Genomic DNA, 19,300 nt, shown 5'->3' with positions numbered 1-19,300 from the left:
CCCGGCGCGGGCACGACCCGACGCGGCGGATCGCGCTGCGGGCGGCGGGCGCGCTGCGCGGCGCCGGCCTGGCGGCCCGGGTGGTGCCGGCGCTGCGGCAGGTGCGTCCGGTGGTGGACCAGGCCGGGCTGTCGGGGCGCGCGAGAGCGGAGAACGTGGCGAACGCGTTGGCCGTGCGCCCCCGGGCGCTGCCCGCCGGGGCGCGGGTGCTGCTCGTCGACGACGTGGTGACCACGGGTGCCTCGCTCGCCGAGGCGGCGCGCGCGGTGCGCGCCTGCGGGGCGGAACCGGTGGCGGCGGCCGTGGTCGCCGGGCCGCTGGCCGCGTGGGTCGGGCGTACGCGCGGGTAGGGGTGCCACACCGGCGTTGACAGCGGTACGTTCGAAGGAGAGCGGATGATGCGCATTCCGGTTCGGACAGCGCGATCAGCTCGCCATAACAGTAGATGCGCATATGTTCGCGAAGGATCGACTTCCGACCACATCCCCTGAGACTCCCGGAGGAGGAGGGGGTGTTGATCTTCCTCCCCGGGGAAGAGGAGGTGAAAGTCGTAACCCCGTCGTAACGCCGGAAGGGGGCCGTGGACACCGGCCCGTCCGGCGCAAGTGCACCAAGGAGGTGCCCCACGAGACAGCGTGGGGCCGTCCGGGAACGGAGTTCGCGTGGACATCGTCGTCAAGGGTCGCAAGACCGAGGTGCCGGAGCGCTTCCGCCGGCACGTGGCCGAGAAGCTCAAGCTGGACAAGATCCAGAGAATCGACGGCAAGGTGACCCGTCTCGACGTGGAGGTGTCCAAGGAACCGAACCCACGTCAGGCGGACCGTTCCGACCGGGTCGAGATCACGATGCGCCACCGGGGGCCCGTGGTGCGCGCCGAGGCGTCGGCGGCGGACCCGTACGCGGCGCTCGATCTCGCCGTGGAGAAGCTGGAGTCCCGGCTGCGCCGGCAGAACGACAAGCGGACCTCCCGCAGGGGGCGCGGCCGCATCCCGGCGAGCGCCGTCGCCGAGGTGGTGCCGGACGCGGCGCCGCTCAACGGCAACGGGCTGCTGCCGACGCCGACCTCCGAGCCCGAGGAGGTGCCCGTGCGGCGCGTCGGGCCCGTGGTGGTGGAGGGCGACGGGCCGCTGGTGGTCAGGGAGAAGACCCACACCGCCGCCCCGATGGGCCTGGACCAGGCGCTCTACGAGATGGAGTTGGTCGGCCACGACTTCTATCTCTTCGTCGACATCGAGACCAAGCAGCCCAGCGTGGTCTACCGACGGCACGCCTACGACTACGGCGTGATCCGGCTGGAGACCGATCCGCTGAGCGAGGTCGCGCCGGAGGGCGCGGGGGGCGCGCTCGGCGGCTGACGCCGCTTCGTGCCTGGTTAGCGCGCACCCCTTGGCCGGATCGTGGACCCGGCCGGGGGTGCCGCCATGGAATCATGGGGTAGCCGAGTGTGGCGGCGTACCGGCCAGGGGGAGGGATTCGATGGTGGAGACGTTCGGGCCCAGGATGCCCAGAGGGCGGCCGGCCTTCACGGCCGAGCGTGAGCCGGCCGAGGAGAGCGAGCCGATCAGGGTGCTGGTGGTGGACGACCACGAGCTGTTCCGGCGGGGCCTGGAGATCGTGCTCGCCCAGGAGTCCGACATCGAGGTCGTCGGCGAGGCGGGGGACGGCGCCGAGGCGGTGGAGAAGGCGGCCGACCTGCTGCCCGACATCGTGCTGATGGACGTGCGGATGCCCCGGCGCGGCGGCATCGAGGCGTGCACCGCGATCAAGGAGGTGGCCCCCAGCGCGCGGATCATCATGCTGACGATCAGCGACGAGGAGGCCGACCTCTACGACGCGATCAAGGCGGGCGCGACCGGCTATCTGCTCAAGGAGATCTCCACCGACGAGGTGACCGCCGCGATCCGCGCGGTGGCCGACGGGCAGTCCCAGATCAGCCCCTCCATGGCGGCCAAGCTGCTCACCGAGTTCAAGTCGATGATCCAGCGCACCGACGAGCGCCGCCTGGTGCCGGCGCCCCGGCTGACCGACCGGGAGCTGGAGGTCCTCAAGCTGGTGGCCACGGGCAAGAACAACCGGGACATCGCCAAGGAGCTGTTCATCAGCGAGAACACCGTCAAGAACCATGTGCGGAACATCCTGGAGAAGCTCCAGCTCCACTCCCGCATGGAGGCCGTCGTCTACGCGATGCGGGAGAAGATCCTCGACCTGGAGACCGGCTGAGACCGGCTGAGACCGGTTGGGATCGGCTGAACCTGGTTCGGACCGGCTGAGACGGGCGGCCGGAACCGGTCCCGTCCCAGCCGGCCCGGCTCAGGCGCCGGCCGGGGTGGCCCTCGCGACCTCGGCGGTCAGCGGGCCCACCAACTCCGCCGGCGTGCAGCGCTCCACCCGCACCTGGTCGCAGCCGACCCAGCCGGCGGCCTCCACCAGCGCCTGAGCCATCGCCGGCACCGCCTTCTCCGCCCGGGGCAGCGGCCCCTCGAACGCCGCGTGCCGGGCGACCAGCGTGCGCCCCTCCCGCGCCGGGTCCACGCGGCCCAGCAGCTGGCCGCCGGCCAGCAGCGGCATCGCGAAGTACCCGTATATCCGCTTGGGCCGGGGCACATACGCCTCAAGCCGGTGCACGAACCCGAAGATCCGCTCCGTGCGCGGCCGGTCCCACACCAGGGAGTCGAACGGCGAGAGCAGCGTCGTGCGGTGCCGGCCGCGCGGCGGCGCGGCGAGCGCCGCCGGGTCCGCCCAGGCGCGGTGCCGCCCACCCTGGCCTCCGGCCGCCGGCCAGCCGGCGACCTCGACCGGCACCAGCCCGGTGTCCCCGATCACCGCCGCCACCTCGGCGGCCCGCAGCCGGTGGTAGTCGGCGAGATCGGCCTGGGTGGCCACGCCCATCGCGGCCCCCGCCTGGGCGACGAGGTGTCGCAGGCACTCCTCGTCCGTCAGCCGATCGTGGTAAAGCTCCTCGGGCACCGCCCGCTCGGGCAGGTCATAGACGCGCTTCCAGCCACGCCTCCTGGTGACCACCACGTCGCCCAGCATCAGCGCCCGCTCCACGGCCACCTTGCTCTCCGACCAGTCCCACCACAGCCCGCCGTTCTTCGCGCCGCCCAACTCCGTCGCCGTCAGGGGGCCTTCGGCCCGCAGCTGGTCCAACACCCGGCGGTAGGCCGCGTCCGGCAGCTCGTGGTGCCAGGTGGTGCGGGCGCGGTAGGCACGGCGGCGGAACGCGAACAGCGGCCACTCCTCGATCGGCAGCACACAGGCGGCGTGCGACCAGTACTCGAAGGCGGTCTCCCCCGACCAGTACGCCTCCTCCACGGCGGGGCGGCCCACCGCGCCCAGCCGGGCGTAGGGCAGCAGCTCGTGGGACCGGGCCAGCACGGAGATGGTGTCCAGCTGCACCGCGCCCAGCCGGCGCAGCACCCCGCGCACCCCCGCTCGTCGGTCGGGCGAGCCCAGCAGACCCTGGGCCCGCAGGGCGATCCGTCGGGCCTCGTCTGCGGAGAGTGTCACAACAGCGGCAGTCATGCGGGGATCGTAGGGCCGACCACTGACACCCGTGTGGGCGCTCGCATACCATGGCCGGTGCGGCGGGGCCATCTCGCTGTGCCCGCGCCTTCAACTCGCGCCAGGCCCGACCGTCAAGGAGACCAGCCCTCGTGTCCGTCTTCAACAAGATCATGCGTGCAGGCGAAGGCAAGATCCTGCGCAGGCTGCAACGCCTCGCCAAAGAGGTCAACTCGATCGAAGAGGACTTCGTCAACCTGACGGACGCCGAGCTGCGGGCGCTCACCGACGAGTACAAGGAGCGGTACGCGGGCGGCGAGAGCCTGGACGACCTGCTGCCCGAGGCGTTCGCCACCGTGCGCGAGGCGGCCAAGCGGGTCCTGGGGCAGCGCCACTACGACGTGCAGCTGATGGGCGGCGCCGCGATGCACCTCGGCTATGTGGCCGAGATGAAGACCGGTGAGGGCAAGACCCTGGCGGGCACGCTGCCGGCGTATCTCAACGCGCTCTCCGGCAAGGGCGTGCACATCATCACCGTCAACGACTACCTGGCCCAGCGTGACTCCGAGTGGATGGGCCGGGTGCACCGCTTCCTGGGCCTGTCGGTCGGCTGCATCACCTCCGGGATGCGCCCGGCGCAGCGGCGTGAGCAGTACGCCTGCGACATCACCTACGGAACGAACAACGAGTTCGGCTTCGACTACCTCCGGGACAACATGGCCTGGTCCAAGGAGGAGTTGGTGCAGCGCGGGCACAACTTCGCCACCGTCGACGAGGTGGACTCCATCCTGATCGACGAGGCCAGGACCCCGTTGATCATCTCCGGCCCGGCCGACCAGGCCACCAAGTGGTACGCGGACTTCGCCAAGCTGGCGCTGCGGCTGGAGAAGGGCGAGGCGGCCGTGCCCTCGCGCCAGCAGCCCGAGACCGGCGACTACGACGTGGACGAGAAGAAGCGCACCGTCGCCATCCACGACGCCGGGGTCAGCAAGGTCGAGGACTGGCTGGGCATCGACAACCTCTACGAGTCGGTCAACACCCCGCTCGTCGGCTATCTGAACAACGCCATCAAGGCGAAGGAACTGTTCAAGCGGGACAAGGACTACGTCGTCATCGACGGCGAGGTCGTGATCGTCGACGAGCACACCGGCCGCATCCTCGCCGGCCGGCGCTACAACGAGGGGATGCACCAGGCGATCGAGGCCAAGGAGGGGGTGAAGATCAAGGACGAGAACCAGACGCTCGCCAAGATCACCCTCCAGAACTACTTCCGGCTCTACGACCGGCTCTCCGGCATGACCGGCACGGCGATGACCGAGGCCGCCGAGTTCCACCAGATCTACAAGCTCGGCGTCGTCCCGATCCCGACCCACCGGCCGATGGCCCGCAAGGACCAGCCCGACCTGATCTACCGCACCGAGCCGGCGAAGTTCGCCGCCGTGGTGGACGACATCGTCGAGTGCCACGAGAAGGGCCAGCCGGTGCTGGTCGGCACCACCTCCGTGGAGAAGTCCGAGTACCTCTCGCAGCAGCTCAACAAGCGCGGGGTGCGCCACGAGGTGCTCAACGCCAAGAACCACGAGCGGGAGGCGGCGATCGTCGCCAAGGCCGGCCGCAAGGGCGCGGTCACCGTGGCCACCAACATGGCCGGCCGAGGCACCGACATCAAGCTCGGCGGGAACCCGGACGACATCGCCGAGCAGGAGCTGCGCGCCAAGGGCCTGGACCCGGTGGAGCACGCCGAGGAGTGGGCGGCGGCGCTGCCGGGCGCGCTGGAGCGGGCCGAGCGCTCGGTGGAGGCCGAGTTCGAGGAGGTCAAGTCGCTCGGCGGGCTCTATGTGCTGGGCACCGAGCGGCACGAGTCCCGCCGGATCGACAACCAGCTGCGCGGCCGCTCCGGCCGGCAGGGCGACCCGGGCGAGTCCCGCTTCTACCTGTCGCTGGGCGACGACCTGATGCGGCTGTTCAAGGCGCAGATGGTCGAGCGCGTGATGTCCATGGCCAACGTGCCGGACGACGTGCCGATCGAGAACAAGATGGTGACCCGCGCGATCGCCTCCGCCCAGGGGCAGGTCGAGCAGCAGAACTTCGAGATCCGCAAGAACGTCCTCAAGTACGACGAGGTGCTCAACCGCCAGCGCGAGGTCATCTACGCCGAGCGGCGCCGGGTGCTCTCCGGGGAGGACCTCCAGGAGCAGGTCGGCTACTTCATGGACGACACCATCGAGGCCTATGTCCAGGCGGAGACCGTCGAGGGCTTCGCCGAGGAGTGGGACATGGACCGGCTGTGGGGCGCGTTCAAGCAGCTCTACCCCGTCCAGGTCACGGTGGAGGAGCTGGAGGAGGAGACCGGCGGCCGGGACGGGCTGACGCCCGAGTTCCTCGCGGAGTCCATCAAGGAGGACATCCACCGGCAGTACGCGAAGCGCGAGGAGGAGCTGGGCTCCGAGGTGATGCGGGAGCTGGAGCGCCGGGTCGTGCTCTCCGTGCTGGACCGCAAGTGGCGCGAGCACCTCTACGAGATGGACTACCTCCAGGAGGGCATCGGGCTGCGCGCCATGGCGCAGCGCGACCCGGTGGTGGAGTTCCAGCGGGAGGGCTTCGACATGTTCACCGCCATGCTGGAGGGCATCAAGGAGGAGTCCGTCGGCTACCTGTTCAACCTGGAGGTCCAGGTGGAGCGGCAGGTCGAGCAGGTGCCGGTGCAGGGTGGGGCCAAGGAGCAGGCGGCCGAGGACGCGCAGCGGCAGGAGGCCGTGCCCGCCGGGGCGCGCCCGGCGATCCTGGCCAAGGGCCTGGAGGCGCCCAAGCCGGCGCAGGGGCTGCGCTACTCCGCGCCGACGGTGGACGGCGCCGGCGGCGTCGTCGAGGGCGACTTCGCCGCCGGCGACGAGGGCGCGCCGGCCGCGACCAGCTCCGGCCAGGGCCAGACCCGCGCCGAGCGGCGCAAGGCGCAGAAGGGCGGCCGCCGCCGCAAGAAGTGACGCGGCGGCGCGGAGGAGCGACCCCGGCCTCAGCCGGCTGAGTCGACCACCGCGCCCACGGCGGATCAGGGGGCGTGTCCCAGCGGGGGCGCGCCCCCTTCGCGCGTCCGTACGCGGGCTGCGGGCGGCGGCCGTCACGGGGCCGTGTCCAACTCGACGGCGACGCAGCGCCAGACGCCGGCCCGCTGCTCCTCCAGCCGGAACGCCAGGGCCCTGGCGCGCCGCCCCACGCTGACCACGGCGCACGCCTCGATCGCCGCGCTGCCGGGGCGCGAGCCGCGCACCAGGCGCAGGGCGGGCGCCGGATCGCCCTCGGCCGGGCGGAACGGGGCGCGCGGGGCCAGCTGGATCAGCTGCTCGTACGCCGGGTCGCGGACATGGCCGAGCAGCACGGTGACCGGGCGCTGTCCGCTGAGCACCAGCAGCAGCTGGCGGGCGAACCACTCGTGCGGGAGGGGCAGCGCCCGCTCGCGTGACGGCCCGTGGCGCGGGGGCCGGGAGTCGGCCCGCCGGCCGCCCGCCGGACCGGTCGGCCGGGGGCCGCGACGGCTCCTGGGCTGTGGAACCCGCTGCTGACCTCGCTGTTGACCCCGTTGACTGAGCATGGCTGTCGGAACCGTCCCCCAAGCCGCGTGGCGCTACCAGGCGGTAACAACTGCGGAGTGTAATCAACTGCCCAACCCCCGGCAACCGTTGTCCGGAGCGCGCGGAGGGGTCCGGAGATGCGCGGCGGACCCTCGTGCGCCCCCTGGTAGGGTGAGGCCGCTTCAGGCCCAGGAAGGAAGCGTCGGTGCCGTGCGCGTCTACATCCCCCTCACGCTCTCCGGGCTCGCTCGACTCCATGTCGCCCGGGAGATCGCCCCGGCGCCGCTGACCGCCTACGCCGTCACCCCGGCGCTGCGCGAGTGGTATCTCTCCGGCAACGAGGAGGAGTTGGAGTACGCGGCGCTGAGCAGGGCGGCCGCGGCCTCGCTGCGGCTGGTCGCCACCGAGCTGGGCGTGGCCAGGCGGCGGGTGGTGGTGGCCGCCGATGTGCCCGACCGGGTGGCGTTCGCCGATCCCGAACTGGCGCTGTCGCCCGAGGCGTTGGGCGAGGTCAGGCTGGCCGAGGCGGTGCCGCTGGGCTGGCTGGCCGCCGTGCACGTGGACGCCGAGGAGGCCGCGGACGACGTCCAGGTGGCGGCCGAGGCGGTGGGCGCGGCCGACCAGGGCGACGAGGACGCCCAGTTCGTGGTGGACGGGGCCGCCGACCACGAGTTGCTCTGGTACGGCGTCCAGGAGATCGACCGCCTGGTCTGAGGGCGCGCGTCCCCGTGCGCCGGCCGTGCGTCGGCAAACCCGCTGTCGCGTTGTCAGTGCCGGGTCGTAGTGTGCGGGACATGGCTTCTCCGCGCGACCCGGGACCCGCACCCCACATCGTCTGGGACTGGAACGGCACCCTGCTGCACGACATCCATGTCGTTCTGGAGGCGACCAACGCCGCGTTCTCCGAGGTGGGGCTGGAGCGCATCACCCTGGACCGTTACCGCGAGCTGTACTGCGTCCCCATCCCCGAGTTCTACCGACGTCTGCTCGGCCGGCTGCCCACCGACGAGGAGTGGGAGGTGATGGAGGAGGCGTTCCACCGGCACTACTTCGCCCGCTCCGACTCCGCCGGCCTCGCCGACGGGGCCGCCGAGCTGCTCGCCGACTGGGTGCTCGCCGGGCGGACCCAGTCGGTCTGCTCGCTGGCCGCGCACGACCGGCTGGGGCCCTGGCTGACCCGGCTCGGCGTGGCCGAGCACTTCATACGCGTCGACGGGAACCGGGGCGACGGACAGGTCGTGGGCAAGGCCGCCCAGATGGCCCGTCACCTGGCGGCCATGACCGGGGTCGACCCGGCCCGCGTCGTGGTGATAGGCGACGCGACGGACGACGCGGTGGCGGCGGCGCACGCCGGCGCCAAGGCCGTTCTCTACACGGGGGGTTCGCACAGTCGGCGCAGCCTGGCCGGCGCCGGGGTGCCCGTGGTGGACAGCCTGGCGGAGGCGGTGTCCGTCGCCGAGGAGGTGGTGCGGCGCGGCTGACGCGCCGGCGCCTGGCAACCGGCGCCCGTTCGCGAAAGGAGCCGGGGATATACGCTGGTGCGGTGTTCAGTGCGATACCGCCTGCCCCCGACGCTTCGAAGGGTGGGCAGCGTGGCCTTCCCTCGGCGTCCCCGCCAGCTCGGCGGCCGGCCGGTCGACTGACTTCCACCCTCGGTACCACCGGAAGCATCCCAGCCACCCGAGCGAGCGCTGTCCGGTGACCGTTACTCGACGTCACGCGACGGTGCGCGACAGGAGCAGGACATGCACAGCAAGCTGGACGAAGCCAAGGACGAACTGCTGGCGCAGGCGGCCCGGGTAGCCGACCACGGGCCCAGCCAGGGGCACCCGCCGGCGCACGGGATGGACGCCGAGGCGCTGCGGGCCTATCTGCGGCGCTACTACCTCTTCATCGCTCCCGAGGACGTGACCGAGCGCGACCCGGTCGACCTCTACGGCGCGGCCCTCGCCCACCACCGCCTCGCCGCCGAGCGCCCCCAGGGCACCGCCAACGTCCGGGTCTACACCCCCTCGGTGGACGAGATCGGCTGGACGTGCACCCACACGGTGGTTGAGGTGGTAACGGACGATATGCCCTTCCTGGTGGACTCCGTCACCAATGAGCTGTCCCGCCAGGAACGCGGCATCCATCTGGTGGTCCACCCGCAGATCGTGGTCCGCCGGGACGTCGCCGGCCGGATGCTGGAGGTGCTGGACGCCGGCCGGGAGCGGGAGGGCACGGTCGATCCCGAGCAGCTGCCGCCGGACGCGGTGGTGGAGTCCTGGATTCACGTCGAGATCGACCGGGAGACCGACCAGGAGCAGATCCGTCAGGTCGAGGCCGATCTGCGGCGGGTGCTCGGCGATGTGCGCGAGGCCGTCGAGGACTACCAGAAGATGCGCGAGGCGGCCCTGCGGATCGCCGAGGGGCTGGCCGAGGAGCCGCTCTCGAAGGAGCTGCGTCAGCAGGACGTCGACGAGGCCGCCGAGCTGCTGAGCTGGCTGGCGGCCGACCACTTCACCTTCCTCGGCTACCGCGAGTACGAGCTGGCCAGGGAGGACGACGGGGGCGGTGGCGACGAGCTGCTTCCCGTTCCCGGCACGGGACTTGGCATCCTCCGCTCCGACCCGCCCTACCCGGCGGACGACGAGGACCACCCGGCGGCGTCCTCCGCGTTCCACCGGCTCTCGCCGACCGCCAGGGCCAAGGCCAGGGAGCCCAGGCTGCTGGTGCTGACCAAGGCCAACAGCCGGGCCACCGTGCACCGTCGGTCCTACCTCGACTATCTGGGCGTCAAGAAGTTCGACGAGCGGGGGCGGGTGATCGGGGAGCGGCGCTTCCTCGGGCTGTTCTCGGCCGCCGCCTACACCGAGTCGGTGCGCCGGGTGCCCGTGATCCGGCGGAAGGTCGCCGAGGTGCTCCAGGCCGCCGGGTTCAGCGTGCAGAGCCACAGCGGCCGTGACCTGCTCCAGATCCTGGAGACCTATCCGCGCGACGAGCTGTTCCAGACGCCGGTGGAGACGCTCCGCAGCATCACCACGGCCGTGCTCCACCTCCAGGAGCGGCGCCGGCTGCGGCTGTTCCTGCGGCAGGAGGAGTACGGCCGGTACTACTCGGCCCTCGTCTACCTGCCCCGGGACCGCTTCACCACCTCGGTGCGGCTGCGGCTGACCCAGATCCTCCGGGAGGAACTGGACGGCAACAACGTCGACTTCACCGCGTGGAACACCGAGTCCGTGCTCTCCCGGCTGCACTTCGTCATCCGGGTCGCGCCCGGCACCGAGCTGCCCGAGCTGACCGAGGCCGACCTCGACCGGATCGAGGCGCGGCTGGCCGAGGCGTCGCGCTCCTGGACGGACGGCTTCACCGACGCGCTGCTCGCGGAGTACGGCGAGGAGCAGGCGGCCGACCTGGGCCGCCGCTTCGGCGGCGCCTTCCCCGAGGGGTACAAGGCGGACTTCCCGCCCCGCGCGGCCGTCGCCGACCTCCAGTACGTGATCAATCTCAGGCCCGAGGAGGGCGCGGACTTCGCGCTGAGCCTCTACGAGCCGGTCAACGCGGGGCCCGGCGAACGCCGTTTCAAGATCTACCGGATCGGCGAGCCGGTCACGCTGTCCGCCGTGCTGCCGGTGCTCCAACACCTGGGCGTCGAGGTGGTCGACGAGCGCCCGTACCACCTCAGGCCCGCCGACGGCGCGCCCACCTGGATCTACGACTTCGGGCTGCGGCTGCCCGAGACGCTCGCCGGCGGCCTGGGCGGGGGCGCCCGGCAGCGGTTCCAGGACGCGTTCGCGGCGGCCTGGACGGGCGCGGCCGAGGACGACGGCTTCAACGCGCTGGTGCTCTCGGCCGGCCTGACCTGGCGCGAGGCGATGGTGCTGCGCGCCTACGCCAAGTACCTGTGGCAGGCCGGCGCGCGCTTCGCCAGGGAGAACATGGAGGCCACCCTCCGCCGCAACGTGCACACCACCCGCCTCCTGGTGAACCTCTTCGAGGCCCGGCACGCCCCCGGCCGGCAGAGCGCCGGACGGGAGTTGACCGACGGGCTGCTGGAGGAGCTGGACGGCGCGCTGGAGCAGGTGGCGAACCTCGACGAGGACCGCATCCTGCGGGCGTTCCTCACCGTGATCAAGGCGACCCTGCGGGTCAACTACTTCCAGCACGACTCCGACGGCCGCCCCCACGCCTACCTGTCGATGAAGCTGGACCCGAAGGCCATCCCCGAACTGCCCGAGCCACGGCCGGCGTTCGAGATCTGGGTGTACTCGCCGAGGGTCGAGGGCGTTCACCTGCGCTTCGGCAAGGTGGCCAGGGGCGGGCTGCGCTGGTCGGACCGGCGGGAGGACTTCCGCACCGAGATCCTGGGCCTGGTGAAGGCCCAGGAGGTGAAGAACACGGTGATCGTGCCGGTCGGCGCCAAGGGCGGGTTCGTCGGCAAGCAGCTGCCCAACCCCTCGGCCGACCGGGACGCCTGGCTGGCGGAGGGCATCGCCTGCTACCGCACCTTCATCTCCGGCCTGTTGGACATCACGGACAACCTGGTGGACGGCGAGGTCGTGCCGCCGGCCGACGTGGTGCGGCACGACGAGGACGACACCTATCTGGTGGTCGCCGCCGACAAGGGCACGGCGACGTTCTCGGACATCGCCAACGAGGTCGCCCAGTCCTACGGCTTCTGGCTGGGAGACGCGTTCGCCTCCGGCGGCTCCGCCGGCTACGACCACAAGGGCATGGGCATCACGGCGCGCGGCGCCTGGGAGTCGGTCAAGCGCCACTTCCGCGAGCTGGGCCACGACACGCAGTCCGAGCCGTTCACCGTGGCCGGGATCGGCGACATGTCGGGCGACGTCTTCGGGAACGGGATGCTGCTGTCGGAGCAGATCCGGCTGGTCGCCGCGTTCGACCACCGGCACATCTTCCTCGACCCCGATCCCGACCCGGCCGTGGGCTATGCCGAGCGCCGCCGGCTGTTCGCGCTGCCGCGTTCGTCCTGGGCCGACTACGACACGTCGCTGATCTCCAAGGGCGGCGGGGTGCACCCGCGCACCGCCAAGTCGATCCCGCTGACCCCGCAGGTCCGCGAGGCGCTGGACCTGCCGGACGGCACGATCTCGCTCACCCCGGCCGAGCTGATGCGCGCCATCCTGCGGGCGCCCGTCGACCTGCTGTGGAACGGCGGCATCGGCACCTATGTCAAGGCCGCTTCCGAGTCCCACGCCGACGTCGGCGACAAGGCCAACGACGCGATCCGCGTCAACGGCCGCGACCTGCGCGCCAAGGTCGTCGGCGAGGGTGGGAACCTGGGCCTGACCCAGCTGGGCCGGATCGAGTTCGCGCTCAACGGCGGCCGGTGCAACACCGACGCCATCGACAACAGCGCGGGCGTCGACACCTCGGACCACGAGGTCAACATCAAGATCCTGCTGGACGCCGTGGTGGCCAACGGCGACCTGACCGTCAAGCAGCGCAACGCCCTGCTCGCCGAGATGACCGACGAGGTCGGCGCGCTGGTCCTGCGGAACAACTACGCCCAGAACGTGGCGCTGGCCAACGGCGAGGCCACGGCCGCCGGGCTGGTCCTGGCGCACCAGCGGGTGATCAGCCGGCTGGGCGAACGGGGCCTGCTCGACCGGGAGTTGGAGTTCCTGCCCGACGACGACGAGTTCCGCGAGCGGCGGGCGGCCGGGCGCGGGCTGACCCAGCCGGAGCTGTCGGTGCTGCTCGCCTACGGCAAGCTCACCACCACGGCCGAGCTGCTGACCACCGACCTGCCCGACGACCCCTATGTGGACCGGCTGCTGCTGGACTACTTCCCCCGGCCCCTGCGGGAACGATTCCCCGAGCTGATCGAGCGGCACGCGCTGCGCCGCGAGATCATCACCACGCTGCTGGTCAACGACACGCTCAACGTGGCCGGTTGCACCTTCGTCCACCGGATGCAGGAGGAGTCCGGCGCCTCGACGGAGGAGATCGTCCGGGCGCACACCGTGGCCCGCGACATCTTCCGGCTCGGCGAGATCTGGGACACCGCCGAGCGGCTGGACAACGAGGTGCCCGCCGCGACGCTGACCCGCATCCGGCTGCACGCCCGCCGGCTGGTGGAGCGCGGCGCCCGCTGGCTGCTCAACAACCGGCCGCAGCCGCTGAAGCTGGCGGACACCACGGAGCTGTTCGGCGAGCGGGTGGCGCAGGTCTGGGCGGAGCTGCCCACGCTGCTGCGCGGCCGGGAGCTGGCCCATCTGGGCGCGCAGCACGAGGAGTTGGCCGAGGCCAAGGTCCCCGACGAGCTGGCCCGCCGGGTCGCCGGGTTCTCCGCCGTCTTCCCCGCGCTGGACATCGTGGCGGTCGCCGACCGCACCGGGCGCGAGCTGCTCGACGTCGCCGAGGTGTACTACCACCTCAGCGACGAGCTGAGCATCTCCCGGCTCCAGGAGCGGATCAGCGAGCTGCCCAGGGCCGACCGTTGGCAGTCCATGGCGCGCACCGCGATCCGGGAGGACCTCTACGCGGCGCACCAGCTGATCGCGGCCGACGTGCTGGCCGAGGGCGGGCCCGAGGCGACGCCCGAGGAGCGGTTCGCGGCCTGGGCGGAGCGCAGCGCCGCCGTGCTCAACCGGGCGCGGGCCACGCTCCACGAGATCCAGTCCTCGGACAGCTTCGACCTGGCCAACCTGTCGGTGGCGATGCGCACGATGCGGACGCTGCTGCGCAGCAACCGCTGACGGCGTTCCGGGCCCTGCCCGTGCGGCGCGTGTCGGCCGCCGGACGGGCAGGGCCGCCGGTGGTTTGCTGGCGGGGAGCCGGCTGGCGGGGACGGCTCGCCAGGAGTGAGGGACAACGGGAGGCGGGCAGGCGTGGGCGGTCACCAGCACGGTTACCAGGAGGGCCACCATCATCACGGGGCGACCGAGATCGACTGGGCGTCGGAGGGCGAGCGGCTGACCAGGGGCGCCGAGCTGCACGCCGACGAGCTGCGGCGCACGGCGGCCTGGCTGCGCGCGGAACAGCCGGCGGCCCGGCTGGTCGTGGACGTCGGCAGCGGCCCCGGCGTGGTCAGCTGCCTGCTGGCTGAGGCGTTCCCGGAGGCCGAGGTGCTGGCCGTGGACGGCACGCCCGAGCTGCTGCGGCTGGCCGAGGAGCGCGCCGCCGCGCTGGGCCTGGCCGGCCGGGTGACCACCCGGCGGGCCGAGCTGCCCGGCGGGCTGGCCGGCGTGGAGGGCGTCGACCTGCTGTGGGCCAGCCGGGTGGTGCACCATCTCGGCGACCAGCTGGCCGGGTTGGGGGAGCTGGCGGCGACGCTGCGCCCCGGCGGGCTGCTGGCCCTGGCCGAGGGCGGGCTGCCGACGCGCTTCCTGCCCCGGGAGTTCGGCGTGGGCAGGGCCGGGCTCCAGGCCCGGCTGGACGCGGCCAACGAGGAGTGGTTCGGGCGGATGCGGGCCGAGCTGCCCGGCGCCGCGACCGTCGTCGAGGACTGGCCCTCGCTGCTGACCAGCGCGGGGCTGGCCCCGGTCGGCTCGCGCACCTTCCTCACCGAGCTGCCGGCGCCGCTCGGGCCCGAGGGCCGGGCGTATCTGATGGACCGGCTGACCAGGCAACGGGAGGTGCTGGACGGGGTGTTGGACGCCGGGGACCTGGCCACGCTGGACGTGCTGCTTGACCCGGACGCGCCTGAGGGGCTGCTGCTCCGGCCCGACGCGTTCTACCTCAGCGCCACCACCGTTCACCTGGGCCGGGCCGGCTGAACGACGTGAGGGGCGCGGGCCCAACGGCCCGCGCCCCCCGTTCACCTCAGGGCGTTCACTGCGAGATGTTCACTCCACGGCGGTCACTTCACCGCGCCCGCCATCACCCCAGACACGAACTGCCGCTGGAAGGCGAAGAAGATCGCCAGCGGAATCAGCATGGTCAGGAAGGCGCCCGGCGCCAGCACGTCGAAGTTGCTGCCGAACTGCCGCATCTCCTGCTGGAGCGCCACCGTCATCGGCGGCGAGCCGGCGTCGGCGAAGATCAGCGCGACCAGCATGTCGTTCCAGACCCACATGAACTGGAAGATGGCCAGCGCCGCGATCGCCGGGCCGCCCAGCGGCAGCACCACCCGGAAGAACAGCCGCAGTTCGCCCGCGCCGTCCAGCCGCGCCGCCTCCAGCAGCTCACGCGGGATCTCCGCGAAGAAGTTCCGCAGCAGGAAGATCGCGAACGGCAACCCGAAGGCCGAGTGGAACAGCACCACCCCCGCCGTCGTCTCGAAGATCCCCAGGGTGTTGAAGAGCCGCGCCACCGGGATCAGCGCCACCTGGATCGGCACCACCAACAGGCCGACCACCACCAGGAAGAGCCAGTCCCGGCCGGGGAAGTCCATCCAGGCGAAGGCGTAGGCCGCCAGCGCCCCCAGCACGATCACCAGCGCCGTCGCCGGCAGGGTGATCGCCACCGTGGTCCACACGGAACCGGTGAACTTCTCGTTCCCCAGCAGGCTGTCGTAGTTGCTGAAGCTCCACTGCCCCGGGTCGGTCAGCGCCTCCCACCAGCCGGTGGAGGCGATGTCCCTCGGGTCGCGGAACGACGAGACGAACAGGCCGGCGGTGGGCAGCAGCCAGAGCACGCCGAGCACCACCAGCACCACCCGCACCACCGTGCCGGAGGCGATGGCGGCGAGGCGACTGCTCCAACGCTCCGGCGGCGGGCCGGCGTTGGCCGACGCCGGGGCGTTGGCCGGGTCGGGTACGTGTGCGGTCAAGGTGGGAGCGGTCACCGCTGGTTCTCCCGTCGCAGCCTGCGCAGGTTGATGATCATCACCGGGACCACGAGCAGCAGCAGGAACACCGCGATGGCGCTGCCCACGCCCTGGTCGGCTCCGGTGCCGAAGGAGGACAGATAGAGCTGGAGCGCCAGGACGTTGGCGTCCGCCTGACTGGAGCTGGGCGCGATGACATAGACCAGGTCGAAGATCTTCAACACGTTGATCATCAGCGTCACGAACACGACGCCCAGCACCGGGGCCAGCAGCGGAACGGTGATCCTGCGGAACACGGTCCACTCGTTGGCGCCGTCGACGCGGGCCGCCTCCAGGGTCTCCCTGGGCACGCTGGCCAGCCCCGCCGCGATCAGCACCATCGCGAAGCCGGCCCACATCCAGACATAGCTGGCGATGATCGCCGGCGTGACCACGTTCGGTCCCAGCCACTCGATCCCGTTGTAGGGGGCGGTGAAGTTGTCCGACGGCAGCCGGAGTTGGGCCCCGTCGGCCTCGGCCGGCAGGGTGAACGTCCCGTCGTCGCCGGTCGTCGCCTCGGCGACCACCTGACCGTCGCGCACCGCCTCCACCGTGATCCCGGAGAGCGCCAGCTCCTCGGGGTCGATGGCGTTCTCGGTGCCCGTGCCGCCCCGGGTGAAGTCCATCCAGACCGTGCCGGTCACCTCGCCCGGCTCGCCGCCGGGCGCCACCGCCGGGTCGGCGCCGGACAGTTCGGGCTGTGGCACCGCCACCAGCGGCAGCAGTGCCGGGGTGCCGGCGGTCACCGGCTCGGTCAGCAGATACGAGCCGTCCTCCTCGACGGTCAACGGACCGCCGGGCCTGGGCTGGGCGTCGGGCCAGCTGGAGCTCTCGGCGAAGGTGTCGTGCACCGTCGTCGCCAGCGCGTTGGCCAGACCCCGGTCCGGGTTCTGCTCGTAGACCATCCGGAAGATGATCCCGGCGGCCAGCATCGAGATCGCCATCGGCATGAAGACGACCAGCTTGAACACGGTCGCCCAGCGCACCCGTTCGGTCAGCACCGCGAAGATGAGACCCAGCGCGGTGGCCACCGTCGGCGCCACCACGATCCAGATCAGGTTGTTCTTCAGCGCGGTCCTGATGCTGTCGTTGGTGAAGATCTCCTTGAAGTTGTCCAGGCCGACGAAGCTGTCGCCCGAAGCGTCGAACAGGCTGCGCTGGATCGAGTACCCGATGGGGTAGACGACCAGCGCGCCGAGCAGCAGCAGCGCCGGGAGCAGGAAGCTCGCCGCCACCCAGGGACGGGCCCTGATCACCGCCTTGCCGGAAGCCATGGGTTGTCAGTCTCCGTCCGTCAGTGGCCGTACGCGTCGGCGGCCTGGGACTCCAGGTACGCCTGGGCCCCCTCGATGTCGTCGGGGTCACGCAGGAAGTTCTGGAGTCCCTGCCACATGCCCTGTCCCGTGGTGCCGCCGAAGGCGGCCGGGGTCTGGTCCGACATGTCGAACCGGAAGTCGTCGCCGGCGGCGATCAGCGCCTCGGCGATGCCCCGCTGGACGTCGTTGGGGTAGACGTCGAACTCCAGGGACTTGTTGGGCGAGACGAAGCCGCCGGGCTCGGCCCAGATCGCGGCCGCGTCCGTCGAGGCGAGATACGTCAGGAACGCCTCCTGCGCCTCGCTCATCTGGCCGTCGGGCGCGACGGCCACGGCCGCGTCACCCGCGCTGACCACCGGCGGGTCGCCCGCGCCCACGGCCGGGAACGGGAAGACCCGCGCGTCCACGCCGACCTCCGCGTCCGTGTTGTCGGCGATCACCGCGCCCACGAAGTCCGCCTCGAAGACCATGCCGGAGTCCGGCTCGGTGAGGTTGACGAACGTGTTGGTGACCGAGGTCGGGAAGTCCGTCTGGAGCGAGCCGCTCTGCCCGCCGAGCAACAGCCGGTTCTCGCCGTAGAGTTCGCCGAGGGTGGTCAGCGCCTCGGTGACGCTCTCGTGGGTCCAGGGGATCTCGTGGGCCGCGAGCTGGTCGTACATCTCGGGACCGGACTGGGAGAGGTAGATGTTCTCGAACCAGTCGGTGAGCGTCCAGCCGTCGCCGCCGGCGACGGAGACGGGCGTGGTGCCCGACTCCCAGACCGTCCAGGCGGTGTCGATGAACGCGTCCCAGGTCTCGGGCGGCGAGACGCCCGCGTAGTCGAAGGCCGTCTGGTTGTACCAGATCAGTGACTTGTTCGCGGCCTTGACATAGACCCCGTAGAGATCCCCGTCGCTGCCGGCGGCCAACTGCTGCCAGCCCTCGGTGTAGTTGGCGTCCAGCTGTTCCCTGGTGGAGTCCTCCAGCGGGGCTATCCACCCGTTGTCGGCGAACTCCCGCAGCACGCCGGGCTGCGGCACCATCACGACGTCCGGCGGCGAGCCGCCCTCGATCTTGGTGCCGACGAACTGGGAGACGTTGTCACCGCTGGGCACCACGGTCACCGAGGCCCCGGTGCGCCGCTCGAACTCCTCGGTCACCCGGATGAAGTTGTCCTGCTCGGCGCCGGTCCACACCGCGCCGACCTCCAACGACTCGCCGCTCAGGTCGGGGAGTTCGATGGTCGGCTCCCGCTGGGACCGCTCGCCCTCGTCGTCGCTGCCACAGCCCGACAGGGCCAACGCCGTGGTGGCCACCACGGCAGCCGTCACCCGTTTCGCTCTCCGGCCAGGGCTTGGGCCCGAACCGCGCATGAACACCGCCTCACCTTGGAAAAGATGCGGCACAACCCCCGTCCGCGCAGGGCCTGCCACGCCGCACGTCCTACGCCGCACGTTCCTACGCTCTGTCCGGTATCCGATCAAGACGGATGTGGTCTCAACCGGCCTTTGTGATGGGGCTGTAACCCACCGCACGGACAATGCGGGGCCAATGTGCCAGGGGGTGCGCCGGTGGCCTGAAGCGGTCGTTGAGGGGGCGTGCCGGACCTGGGCCACGACCTGCGGCGAAACCCGTCCGGACCGCCCCGCGCACGGCGGAGGGGGCGGCCGTGCGACCGGCCGAACTGTCCGAAATCCGACCGGCGCGGGGAACGGGGCGACGGAGGGGGGCCGACCGGTGTGGGGAACGGGGCGACGGGGGGCGGGAGTTGGTGGCGGCCGGGGTCAGACGGGGGTGGCGGGGGCGGTCTCCCGGGTGCTGGCGGCGCGGGCCGCCGCGCTGGCCAGCAGGGCGATGTCGGTCGGCCCGTTCCCCAACTCGCGGACCGGGCGGCGGGCCGGGGGATCGCCCAGCCGCGCCCAGTCGAGCCGGGAGACCGTGGGGCGCAGCGTCGCCGTGCGCGGGATGCGCCCGGTGATCCGGCCGGTCTGCACCGGGGTGCGCGCCCCGTCCGGGGTGCGCAACTCCCCACGGCCGGGCGGCGCCCCGGTGAGCAGCAGGCGGGTGGCCGAGGCGAGGCGCAGCGGATCGTCGCCCGCCGGCGGCCCGCCGGCCAGCACCAGCCGCACGCCGAGCGCCGGGCCCTCGCGGCGCACCGCGTCCAGCGCCCGCAGCAT

The 19,300-nt window shown here is 72.0% G+C and carries 13 protein-coding genes and 1 pseudogene; 8 read left to right on the top strand and 6 right to left on the bottom strand.

Annotated elements, in window-relative coordinates; genetic code table 11:
* The 3 genes from EBN88_RS19935 to EBN88_RS19925 form a co-directional block, all read left to right on the top strand.
* Positions 1–350 (top strand): ComF family protein (locus EBN88_RS19935; RefSeq protein WP_267902579.1); only part of this gene is annotated, 350 nt, incomplete at its 5' end.
* 312 nt (positions 351–662) lie between these two features.
* Positions 663–1,355 (top strand): ribosome hibernation-promoting factor, HPF/YfiA family, encoded by a 693-nt coding sequence (gene hpf, locus EBN88_RS19930; protein ID WP_122185273.1) that lies wholly within the window; start codon positions 663–665, stop codon positions 1,353–1,355.
* A 145-nt stretch (positions 1,356–1,500) separates the two neighbouring features.
* Complete coding sequence (locus tag EBN88_RS19925; protein ID WP_226961990.1) at positions 1,501–2,220, top strand: response regulator; 720 nt, start codon at positions 1,501–1,503, stop codon at positions 2,218–2,220.
* 90 nt (positions 2,221–2,310) lie between these two features.
* On the opposite strand, the gene EBN88_RS19920 is transcribed toward EBN88_RS19925, so the two are convergent.
* Positions 2,311–3,525, bottom strand: a complete 1,215-nt coding sequence (locus tag EBN88_RS19920; RefSeq protein WP_122185271.1) for a winged helix-turn-helix domain-containing protein — start codon at positions 3,523–3,525, stop codon at positions 2,311–2,313.
* Positions 3,526–3,656: 131 nt separating this feature from the next.
* Here EBN88_RS19920 and secA point away from each other — a divergent pair, with 131 nt between their 5' ends.
* Entirely contained in the window at positions 3,657–6,488 is a 2,832-nt protein-coding gene (gene secA / locus EBN88_RS19915; protein WP_122185270.1) for a preprotein translocase subunit SecA, read from the top strand.
* 134 nt (positions 6,489–6,622) lie between these two features.
* Here the strand turns inward: secA and EBN88_RS30255 are convergent, their stop codons facing one another.
* Positions 6,623–7,093: an Rv3235 family protein gene (locus EBN88_RS30255; protein WP_147472775.1), complete on the bottom strand. Its 471-nt coding sequence runs from the start codon at positions 7,091–7,093 to the stop codon at positions 6,623–6,625.
* 190 nt (positions 7,094–7,283) lie between these two features.
* On the opposite strand from EBN88_RS30255, the gene EBN88_RS19905 reads away from it, so the two are divergent.
* The 4 genes from EBN88_RS19905 (at position 7,284) to EBN88_RS19890 (ending at position 14,797) form a co-directional block, all read left to right on the top strand.
* The gene (locus tag EBN88_RS19905) at positions 7,284–7,787 is read left to right on the top strand and encodes a DUF6912 family protein (RefSeq protein ID WP_122185268.1); all 504 of its coding nucleotides are present in this window, start codon (positions 7,284–7,286) and stop codon (positions 7,785–7,787) included.
* A gap of 80 nt (positions 7,788–7,867) precedes the next feature.
* Positions 7,868–8,554, top strand: a complete 687-nt coding sequence (locus tag EBN88_RS19900; protein ID WP_122185267.1) for an HAD family hydrolase — start codon at positions 7,868–7,870, stop codon at positions 8,552–8,554.
* Between the two features lie 264 nt (positions 8,555–8,818).
* Positions 8,819–13,777 (top strand): NAD-glutamate dehydrogenase, encoded by a 4,959-nt coding sequence (locus EBN88_RS19895; RefSeq protein ID WP_122185266.1) that lies wholly within the window; start codon positions 8,819–8,821, stop codon positions 13,775–13,777.
* A gap of 132 nt (positions 13,778–13,909) precedes the next feature.
* Complete coding sequence (locus EBN88_RS19890) at positions 13,910–14,797, top strand: class I SAM-dependent methyltransferase (RefSeq protein ID WP_122185265.1); 888 nt, start codon at positions 13,910–13,912, stop codon at positions 14,795–14,797.
* An 83-nt stretch (positions 14,798–14,880) separates the two neighbouring features.
* Here the strand turns inward: EBN88_RS19890 and EBN88_RS19885 are convergent, their stop codons facing one another.
* The 4 genes and pseudogenes from EBN88_RS19885 to EBN88_RS19870 all read right to left on the bottom strand — a co-directional run.
* Positions 14,881–15,807 (bottom strand): carbohydrate ABC transporter permease, encoded by a 927-nt coding sequence (locus tag EBN88_RS19885; RefSeq protein ID WP_407703433.1) that lies wholly within the window; start codon positions 15,805–15,807, stop codon positions 14,881–14,883.
* Complete coding sequence (locus tag EBN88_RS19880; RefSeq protein WP_122185264.1) at positions 15,804–17,102, bottom strand: carbohydrate ABC transporter permease; 1,299 nt, start codon at positions 17,100–17,102, stop codon at positions 15,804–15,806. Before EBN88_RS19880 ends, EBN88_RS19885 begins: the two co-directional genes overlap by 4 nt.
* Positions 17,103–17,122: 20 nt before the next feature.
* Complete coding sequence (locus EBN88_RS19875; protein ID WP_122185275.1) at positions 17,123–18,496, bottom strand: ABC transporter substrate-binding protein; 1,374 nt, start codon at positions 18,494–18,496, stop codon at positions 17,123–17,125.
* A 411-nt stretch (positions 18,497–18,907) separates the two neighbouring features.
* Positions 18,908–19,300: pseudogene (locus EBN88_RS19870) on the bottom strand (hypothetical protein); the annotation flags it as partial.

Source organism: Streptomyces triticirhizae (assembly GCF_003696235.1).
In the GTDB taxonomy this organism is placed as follows: domain Bacteria; phylum Actinomycetota; class Actinomycetes; order Streptomycetales; family Streptomycetaceae; genus Streptomyces; species Streptomyces triticirhizae.
Note: the sequence above shows the minus strand (reverse complement) of the source record. Positions and strands in the feature narration are given on the sequence as shown.